This is a genomic window from Gottfriedia sp. ABJ_BB2_2 (genome assembly GCF_055484705.1).
Window position 1 is genome coordinate 35,086 of sequence record NZ_JBVFKR010000004.1, and the last position, 16,389, is coordinate 51,474.

At 35.2% G+C, this 16,389-nt stretch carries 13 protein-coding genes; 10 read left to right on the forward strand and 3 right to left on the reverse strand.

Translation table 11 applies throughout. The features are described from left to right. Nucleotides 1-20 precede the first annotated feature (20 nt). From ACX6U0_RS11125 to ACX6U0_RS11160, 8 genes are all read left to right on the forward strand, one after another. On the forward strand, nucleotides 21-737 hold the full coding sequence (locus ACX6U0_RS11125; RefSeq protein WP_464960002.1) for an SIS domain-containing protein: 717 nt from the start codon (nucleotides 21-23) through the stop codon (nucleotides 735-737). 420 nt (nucleotides 738-1,157) lie between these two features. Beyond that, complete coding sequence (locus ACX6U0_RS11130) at nucleotides 1,158-3,098, forward strand: BglG family transcription antiterminator (RefSeq protein ID WP_464960003.1); 1,941 nt, start codon at nucleotides 1,158-1,160, stop codon at nucleotides 3,096-3,098. Between the two features lie 329 nt (nucleotides 3,099-3,427). After that, nucleotides 3,428-7,540 (forward strand): InlB B-repeat-containing protein, encoded by a 4,113-nt coding sequence (locus tag ACX6U0_RS11135; protein WP_464960004.1) that lies wholly within the window; start codon nucleotides 3,428-3,430, stop codon nucleotides 7,538-7,540. Nucleotides 7,541-7,672: 132 nt separating this feature from the next. Further along, a complete protein-coding gene (celB, locus tag ACX6U0_RS11140; RefSeq protein WP_464960005.1) occupies nucleotides 7,673-9,019 on the forward strand; it encodes a PTS cellobiose transporter subunit IIC in 1,347 nt (448 codons plus the stop codon). A 74-nt stretch (nucleotides 9,020-9,093) separates the two neighbouring features. Then, on the forward strand, nucleotides 9,094-9,615 hold the full coding sequence (locus ACX6U0_RS11145; RefSeq protein WP_464960006.1) for an RDD family protein: 522 nt from the start codon (nucleotides 9,094-9,096) through the stop codon (nucleotides 9,613-9,615). A 28-nt stretch (nucleotides 9,616-9,643) separates the two neighbouring features. Beyond that, nucleotides 9,644-9,952: a PTS sugar transporter subunit IIB gene (locus ACX6U0_RS11150; RefSeq protein WP_464960007.1), complete on the forward strand. Its 309-nt coding sequence runs from the start codon at nucleotides 9,644-9,646 to the stop codon at nucleotides 9,950-9,952. A gap of 135 nt (nucleotides 9,953-10,087) precedes the next feature. Continuing rightward, the gene (locus tag ACX6U0_RS11155) at nucleotides 10,088-10,399 is read left to right on the forward strand and encodes a PTS lactose/cellobiose transporter subunit IIA (RefSeq protein WP_464960008.1); all 312 of its coding nucleotides are present in this window, start codon (nucleotides 10,088-10,090) and stop codon (nucleotides 10,397-10,399) included. Beyond that, entirely contained in the window at nucleotides 10,399-11,718 is a 1,320-nt protein-coding gene (locus ACX6U0_RS11160; RefSeq protein WP_464960009.1) for a 6-phospho-beta-glucosidase, read from the forward strand. The genes ACX6U0_RS11155 and ACX6U0_RS11160 overlap by 1 nt, the downstream gene beginning before the upstream one ends. A gap of 197 nt (nucleotides 11,719-11,915) precedes the next feature. On the opposite strand, the gene ACX6U0_RS11165 is transcribed toward ACX6U0_RS11160, so the two are convergent. From ACX6U0_RS11165 to ACX6U0_RS11175, 3 genes are read right to left on the reverse strand one after another with little or no spacing between them, the layout of a single operon-like run. Continuing rightward, a complete protein-coding gene (locus ACX6U0_RS11165) occupies nucleotides 11,916-13,583 on the reverse strand; it encodes a b(o/a)3-type cytochrome-c oxidase subunit 1 (protein ID WP_464960010.1) in 1,668 nt (555 codons plus the stop codon). Further along, complete coding sequence (locus ACX6U0_RS11170) at nucleotides 13,576-14,052, reverse strand: cytochrome c oxidase subunit II (RefSeq protein WP_464960011.1); 477 nt, start codon at nucleotides 14,050-14,052, stop codon at nucleotides 13,576-13,578. The genes ACX6U0_RS11165 and ACX6U0_RS11170 overlap by 8 nt, the downstream gene beginning before the upstream one ends. A gap of 18 nt (nucleotides 14,053-14,070) precedes the next feature. Continuing rightward, the gene (locus ACX6U0_RS11175) at nucleotides 14,071-14,199 is read right to left on the reverse strand and encodes a cytochrome C oxidase subunit II (protein ID WP_464960012.1); all 129 of its coding nucleotides are present in this window, start codon (nucleotides 14,197-14,199) and stop codon (nucleotides 14,071-14,073) included. A 418-nt stretch (nucleotides 14,200-14,617) separates the two neighbouring features. Between ACX6U0_RS11175 and ACX6U0_RS11180 the strand changes: the two genes are divergently transcribed. Together ACX6U0_RS11180 and ACX6U0_RS11185 are read left to right on the forward strand one after the other, a co-directional pair. Then, nucleotides 14,618-15,271 (forward strand): response regulator transcription factor, encoded by a 654-nt coding sequence (locus ACX6U0_RS11180; protein WP_464960013.1) that lies wholly within the window; start codon nucleotides 14,618-14,620, stop codon nucleotides 15,269-15,271. Nucleotide 15,272: 1 nt separating this feature from the next. Continuing rightward, entirely contained in the window at nucleotides 15,273-16,376 is a 1,104-nt protein-coding gene (locus ACX6U0_RS11185) for a PAS domain-containing sensor histidine kinase (RefSeq protein WP_464960272.1), read from the forward strand. The last annotated feature ends 13 nt before the right edge of the window (nucleotides 16,377-16,389 follow it).

Consider the following 16,389-nt stretch of genomic DNA (forward strand, 5'->3'; position numbering starts at 1 on the left):
ATTAAAGAAGGTATGGTACAATGGAGAACTATTATCAATATGTAACGGCTAATCTTGAAAAACTGTATACGACACAGATTCAAAAAATGGAAGAAGCGGCAACATGTATATTTGATGCCATCCAAAATGGTGGTCGCTTCCTTGTTACTGGTTCAGGTCATTCACATATGTTTGCAGAAGAATTTTATGTAAGAGCGGGTGGATTCGCCCAAGTGTCTCCAATATTGCCGAATGAATTTTTTTTACACGATCATCCATTAAAAAGTACTGTAATTGAACGCGTAGAAGTCTATGCAAAGGTAATCTTTGATTTATACAAAATTAACCCGAAGGATATACTTGTGATTGCTTCTAATTCAGGAAGAAATGGAATGACTGTTGAACTTGCAAAAATGGCACAGGAATGTGGTGCAAAGGTGATTGCTTTTACAAATCCCAATCATCCTGCAGGTTCAAAATCGAGACATAGTAGTGGGAAATATCTTTATGACTTTAGTGATGTAGTTATTGATAGTTGTACTGGACCTGGAGATGCTGCTTTTTATGTTGAAGAAGCAAATACAGGTATGGGAGCAACTTCTACAATCGTGGGAGCTTTTGTTGCTCAAACCATCTCGATTTTATTAGCAAAAAAATACCATCAAGCTGGCCTGAAACCACCTGTGTTTAAGAGTTCTAATGTTGATGGCGGAGATGAATGGAATAAAGAACTGTTTGCGAAATATTACGGTGTATAATAAAACGGTAGAACAGTAATTAAAAAAAGAATCTGGTTTGAATGAAGTGTTCCCATGACCTGGGAACTTTTTTTTGTGTTCGAAAAAATTAACAAGTCAAACCTCTCTTTAGGAATCGTGAACGTGCTGTGAAGTAAAGCTTATAACAAAAGGTCGCAAAATACTGATAAATCAATTTTTTTAAAGTAATTATTATATTCATATGTTTTCAGTGAATGATATTAGTAAAATGTTCCTGTATTTTTAATAGGGCTAAAGTTGTATTATGACAATGGAAGTTTGTACGTGGGTTTACATTTACGTTTGAATGGTTTTTGTTTGATATTGCGAACTATGTTGGAAAAAATCAAACTGTTAAATAGATTTTGAGGAAAGTAAACTAAAGATACTAGAGCGGCATCTAGAGTGGTGAGGTAATGTATGCGAAGAGATCTAATTTTACAATATTTGTATCAAAAAGGAAAATCACTAACATCACATGAACTGGAATTAGAATTCGCCATTTCAAATCGGACTTTGCGAAATGAATTGAAAGAATTAAACGTAATTGGTGAAAAGACTGGATTTGAGATTCAGAAAAAACGTGGTGAAGGCTATTTACTTCATGTGGTAAATCAAGAACAGCTTCAAACGTATTTGAAAGAAATTGAGGGAGCTTTAGCTCCAGATTTACCTCGTGTTCGTGTGAATAATATCATTATGCTTCTGATTCAAACAACTGAGTTTCAAACGATTGATATGTTTGCTGATAGCTTAATGATCAGCAGATCGACAGTTTTTAGCGACATGATTGAAGTTGAAAAACAAGTTAGGATCTTTGATTTAAAAGTAGAAACAAAATCTCGTTATGGTGTTCGTTTACTAGGTGACGAAACAAATTTTAGAAGGGCGTTTTCATACTTCTTAAGTCAAAAAGAAGCAGGGCTGTTGAAGAAATCAAATTATCAAAATTTTGAAAAAGTATTTCCTTTTGTAGAAATTAGGACTGTTTTGAGTGAGGAAATACAATGCAATCAATTGAAATTAAGCTATTTTGCATTTGAGAACATTTTATTGCATATTCAAGTACTCGCGTTTCGAGTAACACAGCATAATTTTATCTTACCTAATCAAGAAAAGAAGTTAGATGTTTCTCTAATAAAGCCATCATTTATGAATATATCAAAGAAAATTTGTGAAATTCTTTCTGAATTATATCATGTGGTTTTACCAGAGAGTGAGATTATCTATCTAGCCGCACATATAAGTGGAAAATCAAGTGTGGATGATATTGAGGAAGAAGAAAAGAATGATTTGAAACAAAAGCTAAAGAAGTGTTTAGAAAAATTAGATCAAACATTCTTAACTCAGTTTTCAGGTGACCAGCAACTGATGAATACGCTGATCATGCATATGTATCCTCTGTTAAGAAGGTTATATTTTAATTTGAAGCTTACCAATCCATTAATAGATGATGTATACAGTAGATATTCTGATGTTTTTATGATTGCTTTAAATTTTTCTGAAATGATCAAGGAAATATGGGGATTCGAGCTTTCTAGTGATGAGATGGGCTATCTTACAATGCACTTAGCAGCCCATATGGAAAGAGAGAAGCAAAAGCAATTAAGTTCTTATAAAAAAATTCTATTATCCTACGGATTAGGAGCAGGTTCAGCTGATCTATTAAAAATGAAGCTTGAAAACCTTTTTCAAGGTGCAACAATTGATGTTGTTGTGTATAGCGAACTGCAATTTATAGATTTAGATTCTTATGACTTATTAGTTTCATCGATTTCCATTAAGTTTGACAATCTTTCAATTCCGTACATTCAAGTTGCACCAATCTTAACAGAAGCAGATGTTCAGAGAATTCGTCGGACACTGACAAAGTACCCAACGAGTAGAGTGAAGGGAAATGAGCCATCACTATTATCTCTGTTTCATCGAGAGTTGTTCTATATAGAAGAAAGCAGAGAGTCTTTTGACTATAAAGCTTTCATTAAAGAAAAAGCAAATAGTGTTGTTGAATTAGGTTTTGCAACGCCGGACTATCCTGCTTTAGTAGTCGACCGTGAAGAAAAAATATCGACGATTCTTCAAAATGGAATTGCAGCGCCACATGCATTAAAAATGGTTGCGATTCAAGATTCAATTAGTGTAGTCATTTTTAAGAATCCGCCGACGATCGAAGGGAGAGTCGTACAAATTCTATTTTTAATTAATTTACGTGCTGGCGACTTGTTTCTACACAAGGAGCTAAGTCGATTATTTCTACATTTAATGGATCATCCCGAAGCGAAACAGAAAGTTTTAAAATCGACTAGTTTCAATGATTTTCAGTATGAAATTTCGAAAATTTTGTTTCAATACGGGTCGTAATTGATAGACGTATATGAATTAAAAAACTAGAGTACGAGTATTTGGGTTTAGTTGAATGATAGTTACGTAGAACAAAATAAATTATGCGATATCATTTGTTCCTTCTTTTCGAATTGTAAGCGATTACGAAATGGAATCAAGGGATGATGAACATATATTTTTGCTAACTCAGCAGAGTCAACATTTTTCTTGTAAAGGCATCTCAATAAGTACGGGGGAGGTAGAAGAAAAGTAAATTGTTTTGGAAGTACACAGATTTGATTTTGTTTAATTGCACAATGACCTGGAGTTAAAATTGATTCGAAAACTATTACTTTGGAGGAAGATAAATGAAAAGAAATAAATGGCTTTTTGGTAGAGCACTTCCAGCTTCAGTATTGGCAGCTTCAATGTTCGCTAGTAGTTATAGTGGTATTATCTCTGTAAAAGCGGCTCCTACGGTTTCAACTAATTCGTTTACAGTAGCTCCAGTATCAACTGGTACAAGCATTTATATGAATACGACTCAAATTACTCGTGCAATGCCAGCAGGTTTAGATACAACAAAGCCAGTAAAATGGACAACTTCTGATCCTTATGTGGCATATGTTGATCTAGTTGGTAACAAAAAAGGTGATTACAGCGGTAAGGTTTTAGGGGTGTCTGGTGGTTCAGCAAAGATTACTGGTACTGGAGTAGACAAGGATGGTAATCCTGCAACGGTTAATATTACCGTAACAGTCGTTGAAACGCAGCAATCTACAAATCTTGAAAAGGTTGTTTACTATTACAATGCAGGAGATCCGAATATTCCAGAAGCACTTGCTACAACAAATTGGCAAGTAACCAATATACCGACTGCTCCATCAGGGAAGAAGTTTCCTTCCAAAAACTATGTAGGCTATGTGAATGGAGAAAACGGCGTAAAATGGTTGATTTCAAAAGATACGTTAATCAAGTCGAATGATAAAATTCTTTTGGGTGATGAGAGACCACATGGCGTAATTACTGGAATCGTTTCAGATGCTATTACACTCTACGATCCTAACTTATCTCCTGCTGATCAAATTCAATACTTACAAGGTGGAAGATATATACCTCAAACTGGAGAAACTTCAGGTTCTGGTACAAATAATAGTGGTGCAGCTGCTACATTTAACGCAAAGGAAGTGATTACCAACATTATGCCTGATGGTAATAATGGACTTTGGGTTTTAGGTGAAAAAGGAAATGCAACGCATATTGTACGTAAGCAAATGTCTCTAATGGGTAAAGCTCTACTTCAAACAGAAATTTCTAGAAACTACACAGATAGATTCGGATTCCAGTCTGGTAATATGAGATTTAATTCACAGGCGGATATGATTAAAGCGCTTATGACTGCTGATAAAGATGCTGCTAGAGGAAACTATGATACAGACAATGATGGACTTTGGACGACAATGTATGCTTCAGGGGAAATCTGGAGATACAACTACATGAAAGAACACTTTGGTGAATCTGATTCAAGGACTCAAGATGCAAAAGCTGCTGCTATTCGTGCAGTCGAGTCTATCGTAACGCTTGGTTATATATCTGGAACGCAATTAAAAGTTACATCTAAAAACAATGTAAACGACTATGTATATGTTGTTAAATCTTATGGTGGTAATGTATCAACTATCGATGAAGCAAAAGCGTGGCTTGCAGAGAACGAAGGAAAGCCTGTTTACGTTGATGAAAATGGTAAGTATACATTAGATCATACAAAAAGACCTGCTTCAGCTGGTTTCTTTGCTAGATCGTACAAGGTTAACACAAGTAACAATGGCGCTACACTTCCAGAAGCTGAAACTTGGGATAATGCATGGATTAAAAAGAAGGCTGGACAAGAAACGGACATAAATGGAAATACAGTTTACTATAATGTCGCAGGATCATTCAAAAATGGAACGAACCCTGCTCTTAAAGCTTATGATACAGTTGCAGTTCCTCCACGTTTAACTGAAATTTTTGCAAGCCAAAACGAAGGTATGGATGCTGATACAAAAGCTTTAAACTCAGATAAAGTTGTTTACAAAGCAACTACTTCTACAGATGAATTAGTAGGTCATTATTTTACACTTGATCTAGCATATAAAGCTTTCAAAGATGTGGATCCAGAACTAGCAGCACTAATTAAAAATAATATGATTAACCATACAAATGCATTAGTCCTAAATAACTATTTCCAATTAACAGTTAATGGTGAGAATCCAACTGAAGCTCGTTTTAATGAAGGGACTATTCGTGGAAATGGATTAAACGTTCCTAATGCTCCAACTAGATGGGCAAATTTAAACCCTGAATACCTTGACGGAAATAAGGATGCGTGGGGAAGAGACGCAGACTATGAAGATGGCCCATTAAATGCTCAATTACAATTACAAGCACTTGTAGTTGCAAGAGATTTGGGTGGATATACTCCTGAAGAAAAAGCAATCCTTAAAGCTCAGGGCATTGATGTAATTGAACCACTTGATTTTGCAAACGAGTATAAGGTAATGAATGGCGTAAAAACGTCAGAAAAAGCTAATGAACACAATGATTTTGAAGTAAGGTATCCAAAAACATATAACTCAAAATCAATGCTTGATATGACTTTACAATATCTAGCAAGATACTTTGGTATTGCTGCTCATAACGGTGACGATATCGGTGTAAGTGGTGTAACTCACGAATCATACATGAACTATTCGGATGAGGAAGAAGAAGCACTAGCATATTACACATTATCTCACCATGCTGATCAGTTTAACGGCGACGAAATCTTAGAAGGCATGAACCAATGGTGGACAAATGAAAAGAGAGAGAAAAATCCATTCATGACAACTTTCTACGCAGCTTCTCTAGGTGCATTGAAAGCTAAAGGGATTAATATTGGAAATGCACAGGTTGACCTTGCAGGTTCAGAATGGTACATGTCTCGTATCCCTAACAATTTCATGAACTTTGATGTATTATCGGCAAACAGAAATGATGTAACTCATGTAGCACCAAATCTTATGGTTGACCAATTAATTCCACGTGATGAAGTGATGATGTCTAAGTATAACACGAACATTTTCGGAACGATGGATCGAAGAACGATTGACTCAGGTAACAGTTTAACGATGGAATCTTCAACTGTAATTTCTATGCCTTATTGGATTACGCAAAACCCAGAAGATGCTGCTTATGTAGAAGATTTAGGATCAAAAGTTACTGCACCTGTAAATAAAGGTACAGAAAGTTTAGCTTATCCAACAAACATTGCATCTATGAATCCTCATGCTAAATATAATGCAGATACACATACATATACGATTAACGTAGGTGACTCTGTAAGATTAGATGCTAAAACAAAGGGATATGTAAGAAATGTTTCTTGGGCAACAAATTCTTGGGATCAAGCAGGATATAATAATGGATTGCCTACACAAATCAATGCCGATGCAAATGTATCTCAAGTGATCGACCTAAGAAACATCGCAACTTACGGAGATGAAGGAAACGTTAGAGCAACCGATTTAAGTGTAAATGGTGAGTACTACGGTGCTTATGCTACTGCTTTAAAACCAGGAACAACTACAGTTACTGCGTATGTTATTGATGGATTCTTTAGAACACCAGCAAAAATCACATATACAATCAAAGTTGTTGACCCTAAAAAAGCAGCAGAACAAATTTCTCCTGCTCAGCTAGACAAAAATTCATTTGCTTATCCAACATGGTTGAAAAATGCAATGGCTGAAAAAGGTTTAAATACGGATGGAAACAGAAATGTACAAATTAGTTATGAATCTTCATCACCAGATGATGTAGCTGTCGATAGTGAAACTGGACAAGTTACGTATAAAACAAATAATCCAGCTAAAATCACTGCAACCGTTATTTACTCTGCAATGACAATGGATGGAGAGCCTAGATTTGAAACAGATAGCCACGTTATGATGTTTGACCGTACTGTTTCTAAGAATGCTTCGCACAAAGTTTCATTTAATTCAAAAGGCGGATCGGTCGTTAATGCACAAACTGCAACTTACAATAATGTAATTGCAAAGCCAGTTAATCCAACGAGAAAAGGATTTGTATTTGCTGGATGGTACCAAGATGAATCTTTAAAAACAGCTTGGAACTTTACAACTGATAGAGTAGTAGAAAGCAAAACACTTTACGCAAAATGGGTTGTTGCTTCACCGAAAAGCTTAAAAGCTACAAAAGTAAGTTCGACTTCAATTAAGTTAACTTGGACTGGAGTTAGTGGTGTTTCAGGGTATGAAATTAGTCGCGCAACAGCGAGCAATTTTTCAAGCAAAGTGACAAAAACAACTACAAAAGCAACATTAACTGCTACAGGTCTAGTGAAAGGTAAAACTTACTACTTTAAAGTTCGTGCTTACACTGTTGTTGGAAATGTAAAAGTGTACAGTAACGAAGCGACTGTTGTGAAATACAAACTTTAAATGAATACTTATTTGAAAACACTATCGCCATAACGTTGACGTTAGTCGGACTATAAAAACTATTAAACTATTAAAAAATCTTGGTATATGGAAATGTCCGTATACCAAGATTTATAGAGGAGTGATAATTCGATGAAAAATAAATTTTTTGAAAAGAAATTTTTACCAATCGCTTCGAAAATAGGTAATCAAAGACATTTACTTGCTTTACGTGACGGAATTATGTTTGCAATGCCTTTAATGATAATAGGTTCATTCTTCATTATCGTAGCTTGGTTAGAAGCTGAATGGTATCAAAGCTTTATGTCCAAAGTATTTGGTGAGAATTGGAATGCTTTTGGAGACATCGTTTATAACGGTACAATGGGGATCATTGCTTTAATTGCTGTGTTTGGGGTAGCATACTCACTTGCTAGTAGTTACAAAGTCGATAAAAAGAAAATTGATGGTGTTCCAGCTGGTGTTTTAGCATTAGCAGGCTATTTAATAGTTAATATCATGAGCACATTTACGGTTGATAAAGAAAGCGTTTCTGCTTGGTCGCCTGATTTATTTGGTGCCCAATACTTATTCCTTGGTTTAATTGTTGCAATTATAACTGCTGAAATTTATCGTTTCTTCTTACAAAAGAAATTAATCATCACATTACCGGATACTGTGCCACCAACGGTTTCACGTTCGTTTACAGCTCTTATTCCTGGATTTGTAATTATTACACTCTTCTTACTTGTTCGATATGCGTTTTCTTTTACAGGATGGGAAACGTTCGCAACATTTATCCAAGAGGTTGTTACAAAACCATTTACGATTTTAGGTTCAACTTATATCGGTACATTGATTGCGAGTTTATTAGAACACACATTATGGAGTTTTGGAATTCATGGTTCATCAATCATCACATCGGTAATGGAGCCGATTTGGATTACAAATGCAGATGCAAACTTAGCAGCTGTTAAAGAGGGGAAAGCACTACCTCATATCATTACGTATACTTTCTATGAAAATGGTATATGGATGGGTGGATCTGGTGCTACGTTACCAGTCGCAATCTATATGATGTTTTTAGCGAAGTCAAAGCTTCTTAAGAAAGTTGGACGTTTGGCAATCGGGCCTTCTATTTTTAACGTCAACGAACCAATTATGTTTGGTGTTCCGATTGTTTTAAACCCATTCTTAATGATTCCTTTCATGATTGCACCAATAGCGGTATTGACAATTACCTATTTTGGAACGTCACTGGGTATTTTCCCACATACGACTGGTACAATCATTCCTTGGACAACTCCATATTTTATCAGTGGTTATCTTATGACGGGTGGTAAGATTATGGGTGTTGTGATGCAATTGGTTGCTTTTGCAGTTGCCTTTGCAGTTTGGTTCCCATTCATTAAGATGTGGGATAAGAAAAACTTAGAAATGGAGAAAGCAAGTAATAATCAAGCGGTATCTTCTTCAGGTAGTCAAACGATTCAAGGCTGACAACTATCCTATTCATTGCTATATATGTGTTAGTATGAATCGGAACACTTGATTATGAAATGCGGAAACAAACGATGAATAACAAAAAGAAAATAGTTACTCAGTTTCGATTAAAAAGAATAGTTGCTTTTCTCATCGATGCGGTGATCGTTTCAATCCTCCTTTCGATCGTTTATCGACTAACAGGATTTGCAAACTTTCCTGGGGTCTTAACAAAGATGATTGAAATAAATAGAACAATGGGTGAAACTGGTACTCAAGATGCGACTGTAAGGGTAATGTCTCTCTTTAATGAAGCCTTTCTTCAAGCACTTATTATCTGGTTTTGTTATGAAGTGTTAACTACCCTAGTATTGGGATCCACATTCGGAAAAAGGATCTTTCGATTGAAGCTAACACACATTAATCACCAAAAAGGTAAGCTTGCTTATGGCATATTAGTCATTGTTAGAAGTTTCTTTAAATTTTTGTCGATGTTTCTTTTTCAAGGCATCCCATTCTTACTATCAGTTATCAGCATATTTGCTAATCCAAAATCGTTAGCTGCTTACGATCGAATTGCTCGTTTAGTAGTTGCAGATAAAAAAGGCGTTTAAAAGCTTACTATAGAAAGAGGAAATCTACATGAATATTTTACTTTGTTGTTCTGCTGGCATGTCAACAAGTTTAATTGTATCTAAAATGGAAAAAGTTGCAGAGTCTAAAGGGATTTCAGCCAACATTTGGACAGTTTCTGAATCAGTTATTCGCTCAGAATTCTTAGAGGCAGATGTATTATTGTTAGGGCCACAAGTACGTTTTCTTTTGGAAGAAATGGAAAGTGTCTGTGGAGAGAATAATATTCCAATTGATGTGATTGACATGTTTAGTTACGGAATGTGTGATGGAGAAGCGATTCTCGAGCAAGCCATTAAATTAATAAATAATAAGTAGTATAAAATATTGAGAAGTTTCTCTTCTTATCTAGTCACTAGAAGATAAATAACATTAAATATAAACATGAAAAATTTGAGGCCATAAGGATTTTTCCTGACAGAATTGATCATGAAAGAGAAAGGAGGTCCGTTTATGGTAAAGAATGAAACAGAAATTTTCACATTGATTTTACATGGTGGGAATGGTAGAAGTGCTGCAATGGAAGCCATTCAAGCAGCAAAAAAACAGGATATGGATTTAGCTCGCAAGAAATTAAAAGAAGCAAACGATTCTTTGAACGAGGCACATCATATTCAAACAACACTTATTCAATCAGAGATCGGCGGAAATCCAACAGAGATTTCACTTTTAATGATTCACGCGCAAGATCACTTGATGAATGCGATGACCGTAAAAGACTTAGCAAAAGAGTTCGTTGACTTGTATGAGAGGGGCCTAAAATAATGTCCAAGAAATTTAAAATTGTGACAATAGGTGGAGGCTCAAGTTATACACCTGAACTGGTTGAAGGTATTATAAATCGTTATGACAAACTACCTGTTACAGAACTTTGGCTTGTTGATGTTGAAGCGGGTCGTGAGAAATTAGAAACAGTTGGTGCGCTAGCGAGGCGTATGGTTAAAAAAGCTGGAGTTCCAATTAAGGTTCATCTTTCTTATGATCGTCGTGAGGCTTTAAAAAATGCTGATTTCGTTACGACTCAACTTCGTGTTGGACAATTAGCTGCGCGAGCACTTGATGAAAGAATTCCTTTAAAACATGGTGTAATCGGTCAAGAAACCAATGGTGCTGGTGGTTTGTTTAAAGCACTACGTACGATTCCAGTTATTTTGGATATTTGTAAGGAAGTTGAAGAACTTTGTCCAGATGCGTGGGTATTAAACTTTACAAATCCTGCTGGTATGGTAACTGAGGCCGCATTAAGATATTCAAATATTAAGCGATTTATTGGACTTTGTAATATACCGATTGGAATGGAAATGGGCATTGCAAAGCTATTAAATGTAGATTACGCTCGTGTTCGAATTGATTTTGCAGGGCTTAATCATATGGTTTTCGGATTAGAAGTTTATCTAGATGGAGTCAGTGTAAAAGAGAAAGTACTTGAAATGATCATGGATCCAGCTAATGCAAGTTTTGTAAAAAATATTGATGCAGAAGAATGGGCACCTGAATTCTTAAAAGGACTCAATGTTATTCCATGCTCATACCATCACTACTACTACAAAACATCTGAGATGCTGGAAAGAGCATTGAAAGATTTTGAGTCAAATGAAACGCGTGCAGAAGTCGTGCAAAGGATTGAAGAATCTTTATTTGAAAAATATAGAGATGAAACGCTAGATATAAAACCACCTGAGTTAGAGAAACGTGGTGGAGCATACTACTCTGATGCGGCATGTCGTTTGATTTCATCAATATACAATGATACTAGAGATATTCAACCATTGAACACTTTGAACAAAGGTGCAATTTCAGGCTTACCATATGATGGTGCTGTTGAAGTCAGTTGCGTCATTACAAAGGATGGTCCAGTTCCGTTAACAATTGGAGAACTACCAGTACCAGTTAGTGGTTTGATTCAAACGATTAAATCATTTGAACAGACGGCAATTGAGGCTGCAGTTGAAGGAAGTCGTGAAAAAGCAATTCTTGCATTGACGATTAATCCACTGGTTGCTAATGATAAATTGGCTGTAGCAATCGTAGATGAAATGCTTGAGGCCCACAAAGAATATTTACCTAGATTTTTTAATCGATAGTATTATTTAATGTATTATAATGATTCATTACAATTGATTGATTTACAAAATCGGTGAAAGAAAAAAGGCATCGTTCATCATTTGAACGTGCCTTTTTTCTATTTATTCTTCAAACATATCGATTTCAACCCATATGGTGATACAAATGGTTGCTACTAATATTAAAGAAAACGTCAAAACGAACATAAAATCAGCTCCTACCAAGTTTTAAATCCTTCAGAACCCGTTGGTGTATGATGATGTTGTAGCATATTTCCTAAAGGAATTGTGTAAGCAATTACGATTAAAACTAATGCGATTCCAATCCATAGCCACCAATTCTCTAATATTTTAGGTGTATTTTCTACATCACTTTCAGCAATCGGAAACTCAACGAAATCTTCTTCTGCCACTGCTTTTGGTAAAGTAAATAATGATTGCAAAACAATAAGAATTAGTAACATAGCCGATAGAAATAAAATCGACCCACCAACTGCCACTGTTACATGACTTGATAAAATACCATTAAACCATTCAAGTGTAGCAGGATGGTTTGCATAATCAGTATAGGCTGTTCGTCGAGGTGCACCTAAAAGCCCTAAAATATGCATTGCTGTTGACATTAACAACATTCCGATAGACCACGTAATGATTTGGATAAAGGCTAATTTTTGTACTACTTTTGTTAGTTTTCTTCCTGTTAAATAAGGAATTAACCAAAATGTTAAACCAAAAAAAGTCATTGCAACAGGAGTTCCAACTGTTATATGAAAATGTCCAACAACCCAAAGCGTATTATGAATAATCTCATTTAGTGAGAAGCTTGCATTAATGATTCCACCTGCTCCACCAGGAATGAAGAAAAACATAGCAATAAAAATGGAAGTAAAACGAATGTCTTTCCAAGGTAGTTTAACAAACCAACCAAATAAGCCGGTTCCACCTTTTTTTCTTCCTGTTATTTCAAATGTTGCAAACATTGAAAATGCCGTCATTAAAGATGGGATGATAACCATAAACGTAAGGACGGTCTGTAAAAATTTCCAAAAGCTGGAGATTCCAGGTTCTTGTAATTGATGGTGGAAACCAACTGGAATTGAAAATAATAAAAATAGAATAAAAGATAGTCTCGCTAGTGAATCACTGAATACTTTTCCACCAATAATTTTAGGTACAACGACATACCATGCCATGTATGCAGGTAAAAGCCAGAAATAAACAAGTGGGTGACCAAAATACCAAAAAAGTGATCGGCTTAACTCAACATTAATTGTTTCTACAAAACCGAATGCCCAAGGGATAAACTGGAATAGTACAGTAACGGCTACTCCTAAACTAGCAATCACCCAAAGAACAATTGTAGCAATCGTCATAAAAGCAAATAGTGGACTTAAGCTTCCTTTATTTTTCTTCTTCCAAACAATATAATGTCCAATTAATGAAAATCCGTTAAACCATGTTCCAACTACAAAAAGGGCTAAAGCTACATAGAACCATCCACTTGCTTGTAATGGAGCGTAGAATGTATATAAAACGGAAGCTTTTCCAGAAACGATCATAATAACTGCAAGCAATGTTCCAATTGTCATCACCATAAATCCGATCCAAGAAAATAACCGCACTTTTGGACCAAACTCACCTAAAGTTTTACTCATTCCTGTAATGAGAAATCCAAAAATAAAATAAGTAGTAAATACTAATGCGAGTAAAACACCATGAGCTGTTAAAACCTGATAGTAGTCAAGCCAAGAGGGCAACTCTAGTGCCTTATTTCTTATAAACACTTGTAATAGTCCACAAAAAGTACCTATTAAAAAAGCAATATAGGCAACAATAATGTTTGTTAAGGCTAATCTTGAGTCTTTTTTGTTAATCCTATTATTCACCTTTTACCACCTCAATCGTAGTTTGCATAAACTGATGTCCAGCCCCGCAATATTCATTGCAAAGCACTAAGTAGTTGCCAGTTTTATTAAACGTATATTCTTTTGTATTAATACGTCCTGGCACAACCATCATATTTACGTTTGTATGAACAATTGAAAAGCTATGAATAACATCTGTACTTGTTAATTTAAAAACAATTTTTTTGCCTACTGGAACTTGTAGTTTAGTAGGTTCATATCCGAATGTTTTACCAATTAGTACAACCTCATATGTACCATCGCTTAGTTTATTTACACCCGGGTGATCAAAAGGAGCGGTTTCGTTCACCTTGTTCGGGTCAATTAAGTCCATACCCGTAGCAGGATGATGATTAAATCCAAAGGCGGTTACTGCGATGATTGTTAGAAATAAGACTAAGGAAGCTATGCCAAAGGCTAACCAAATTTTTTCGTATTTATGTAAATGCATTATTACACCTCTTTCAAATTAACGTTGTAAATAAAATGCGTACAATCCAAACCAAAGTAGAAAAATGAATATACCTACTCCAAATACGCTAATTAACGTTCCTTTTAATTGCTGATCGTTTTCTTTTACTTGTTTTTTCAGTTCCAATTTTACTCCCCCGTTTATTCAGCATTTTCATAATCTTAGTCCCATTACTTTACCCCACCATAAAACTGTTAAAATGACTTAAAATACAAGGTTTTCCGTCTTCAATGTAAGTGTACTTTAAATAACAAAGTGTAAGAATTAGGGGATACTCTGATGTTAATCGAAATAAATCCCTTACAAATTTTCTGGTACTCCCTTAGATGAAAGTGGGTTCTAATTGATTCAAAAGTAGTGTTTGTCCAAGTTTACAAATTCCAAATCAGATAGAAGTCCCAATTTTACATAATCAACTAGACTACTATTTTTTTTAGGAGTATAGTAATCTTGAAAATTTCATCAATTTGCCCGATTTATTTAATTAATAAAGTAAGATACAGGATTTAATGACTAAATGAATGCAATAAAGGAGGGATTACTTTTGATACGTGTGTTACTTGTAGATGACCATATTGTTGTCAGAAAAGGATTAGAGCTACTGCTTCACGATAAAAATGGAATCTCAATAGTTGGGGTTGCTGCAGATGGTGATGAGGCCATTCGAAAAGCTAGGGAGTTAACACCTGATATTGTATTAATGGATTTAAGCATGCCAAAAGGAAAAGATGGAATAACGGCAACTAGAATTTTAAAAGAATACTTACCAGAAACAAAGATACTCATTTTGACGATGCATGATAGTGATGAATACTTGTTCAGAGCAATTCAGTCGGGTGCTTCTGGCTATATATTAAAAAGTGCTCCCCATGAAGAACTGTTAAATGCAATCCAATTAATTTACACAGGAAACGCTTATTTAACCCCAGCTGCTACAAAAAGATTAATGAATGAATATTTAGTGAAGATGCAGCAAGAGGGTTTTACAAGCTCATACGAAATTTTATCTGAACGTGAGAAGGAAATATTAGTATGGATTGCTAGAGGATATTCCAATAAAGACATTGCTGAACAACTAGTTATCAGCGTAAAAACTGTTGAAACTCATAAAAGCAATCTTATGGATAAAATTGGGCTTCGTTCAAGGCCAGACATTGTTCGATATGCTTTACAAAAGGGGTTGCTTGACTTTGAATAATATTGGTTTACATTATCAGTCCAAAATTATCGAACAGATAACGAAAAACAATTTTTCTCTAATAGACGATTATGTCGACGATCCAACATTTCGAACTACTTTAAAACAGCTACTCAAGCAATTAACAGATGTGAAAATTGCACTTGATGAATCATCAATTGTAGTAGTAACTGATCATCGTGGAATTATTCAGTATGTAAATGAAAAAACATGCGAAATTACAAAATATACAAAAGAAGAGCTGATTGGTCAAAATCACCGTTTAATTAGTTCAGGCTATCATTCAAAAAGTTTTTTTATGGATTTATGGAAAACAATTAGCTCAGGACATGTTTGGCATGGTGAAATAAAAAACAGAGCAAAAGATAACACCTTTTATTGGGTAAACACTACAATCATGCCTTTCTTAGATGAAAATGGAAAGCCTTATCAATATTTAGCGATTCGAAATGAAGTTACAGCCTTAAAGGAAGCTGAAGAAGAGATAAAGAGAATGGTAAATCGCCTTATGTATATTCAAGAAGAGGAAAGGAAACGGTTTTCGAGTGAGATTCACGATGGAATTGGACAAAGTTTATTTGGGCTTACGATTCAATTGGATCGGTTAATTGATGATAGTGAAGTGAAACCTACAGAACTAATCAACCTTAGAAATACAGTTACCGAAATTATTGGAGAAGTTAGAGGACTCGCTTGGAATTTACGTCCATCGGTACTTGATGATTTTGGCGCTATTCCTGCCATCCGAACGTATATTGATAATTTCAAACAGTACTATGATATACAAGTGAAATTTGAGTGTAATCTTCGTAAACGCTTGGAACCTAGTGTAGAAACTGCACTTTATCGAATTGTTCAAGAAGCGTTAACGAATATTGGTAAATATGCAAATGTATCTGAAGCAATTGTTGAAATATGGGAAGATGAGAAAAAATTACATGGCCGAATTGCAGATTCAGGAAAAGGTTTTACACCACATTTGGATCGAAAGGGAGTTGGATTATTTAGCATGGAGGAGCGAGCAAGAAGTATCGGTGGTTTTCTCGAAATTTGTTCTGCGCCTGTACAAGGAACAGTGATTTCTTTCTCAATACCACTTGAATAGCTGACTTCCGATA

Bases quoted from the DNA above. Each gene is read 5' to 3' on its own strand.
- ACX6U0_RS11130 (WP_464960003.1), top strand. From the start codon at position 1,158: ATGCGAAGAGATCTAATTTTACAATATTTGTATCAAAAAGGAAAATCA.
- ACX6U0_RS11150 (WP_464960007.1), top strand. From the start codon at position 9,644: ATGAATATTTTACTTTGTTGTTCTGCTGGCATGTCAACAAGTTTAATT.
- celB (WP_464960005.1), top strand. From the start codon at position 7,673: ATGAAAAATAAATTTTTTGAAAAGAAATTTTTACCAATCGCTTCGAAA.
- ACX6U0_RS11145 (WP_464960006.1), top strand. From the start codon at position 9,094: ATGAATAACAAAAAGAAAATAGTTACTCAGTTTCGATTAAAAAGAATA.
- ACX6U0_RS11135 (WP_464960004.1), top strand. From the start codon at position 3,428: ATGAAAAGAAATAAATGGCTTTTTGGTAGAGCACTTCCAGCTTCAGTA.
- ACX6U0_RS11160 (WP_464960009.1), top strand. From the start codon at position 10,399: ATGTCCAAGAAATTTAAAATTGTGACAATAGGTGGAGGCTCAAGTTAT.
- ACX6U0_RS11170 (WP_464960011.1), bottom strand. From the start codon at position 14,052: ATGCATTTACATAAATACGAAAAAATTTGGTTAGCCTTTGGCATAGCT.
- ACX6U0_RS11155 (WP_464960008.1), top strand. From the start codon at position 10,088: ATGGTAAAGAATGAAACAGAAATTTTCACATTGATTTTACATGGTGGG.
- ACX6U0_RS11125 (WP_464960002.1), top strand. From the start codon at position 21: ATGGAGAACTATTATCAATATGTAACGGCTAATCTTGAAAAACTGTAT.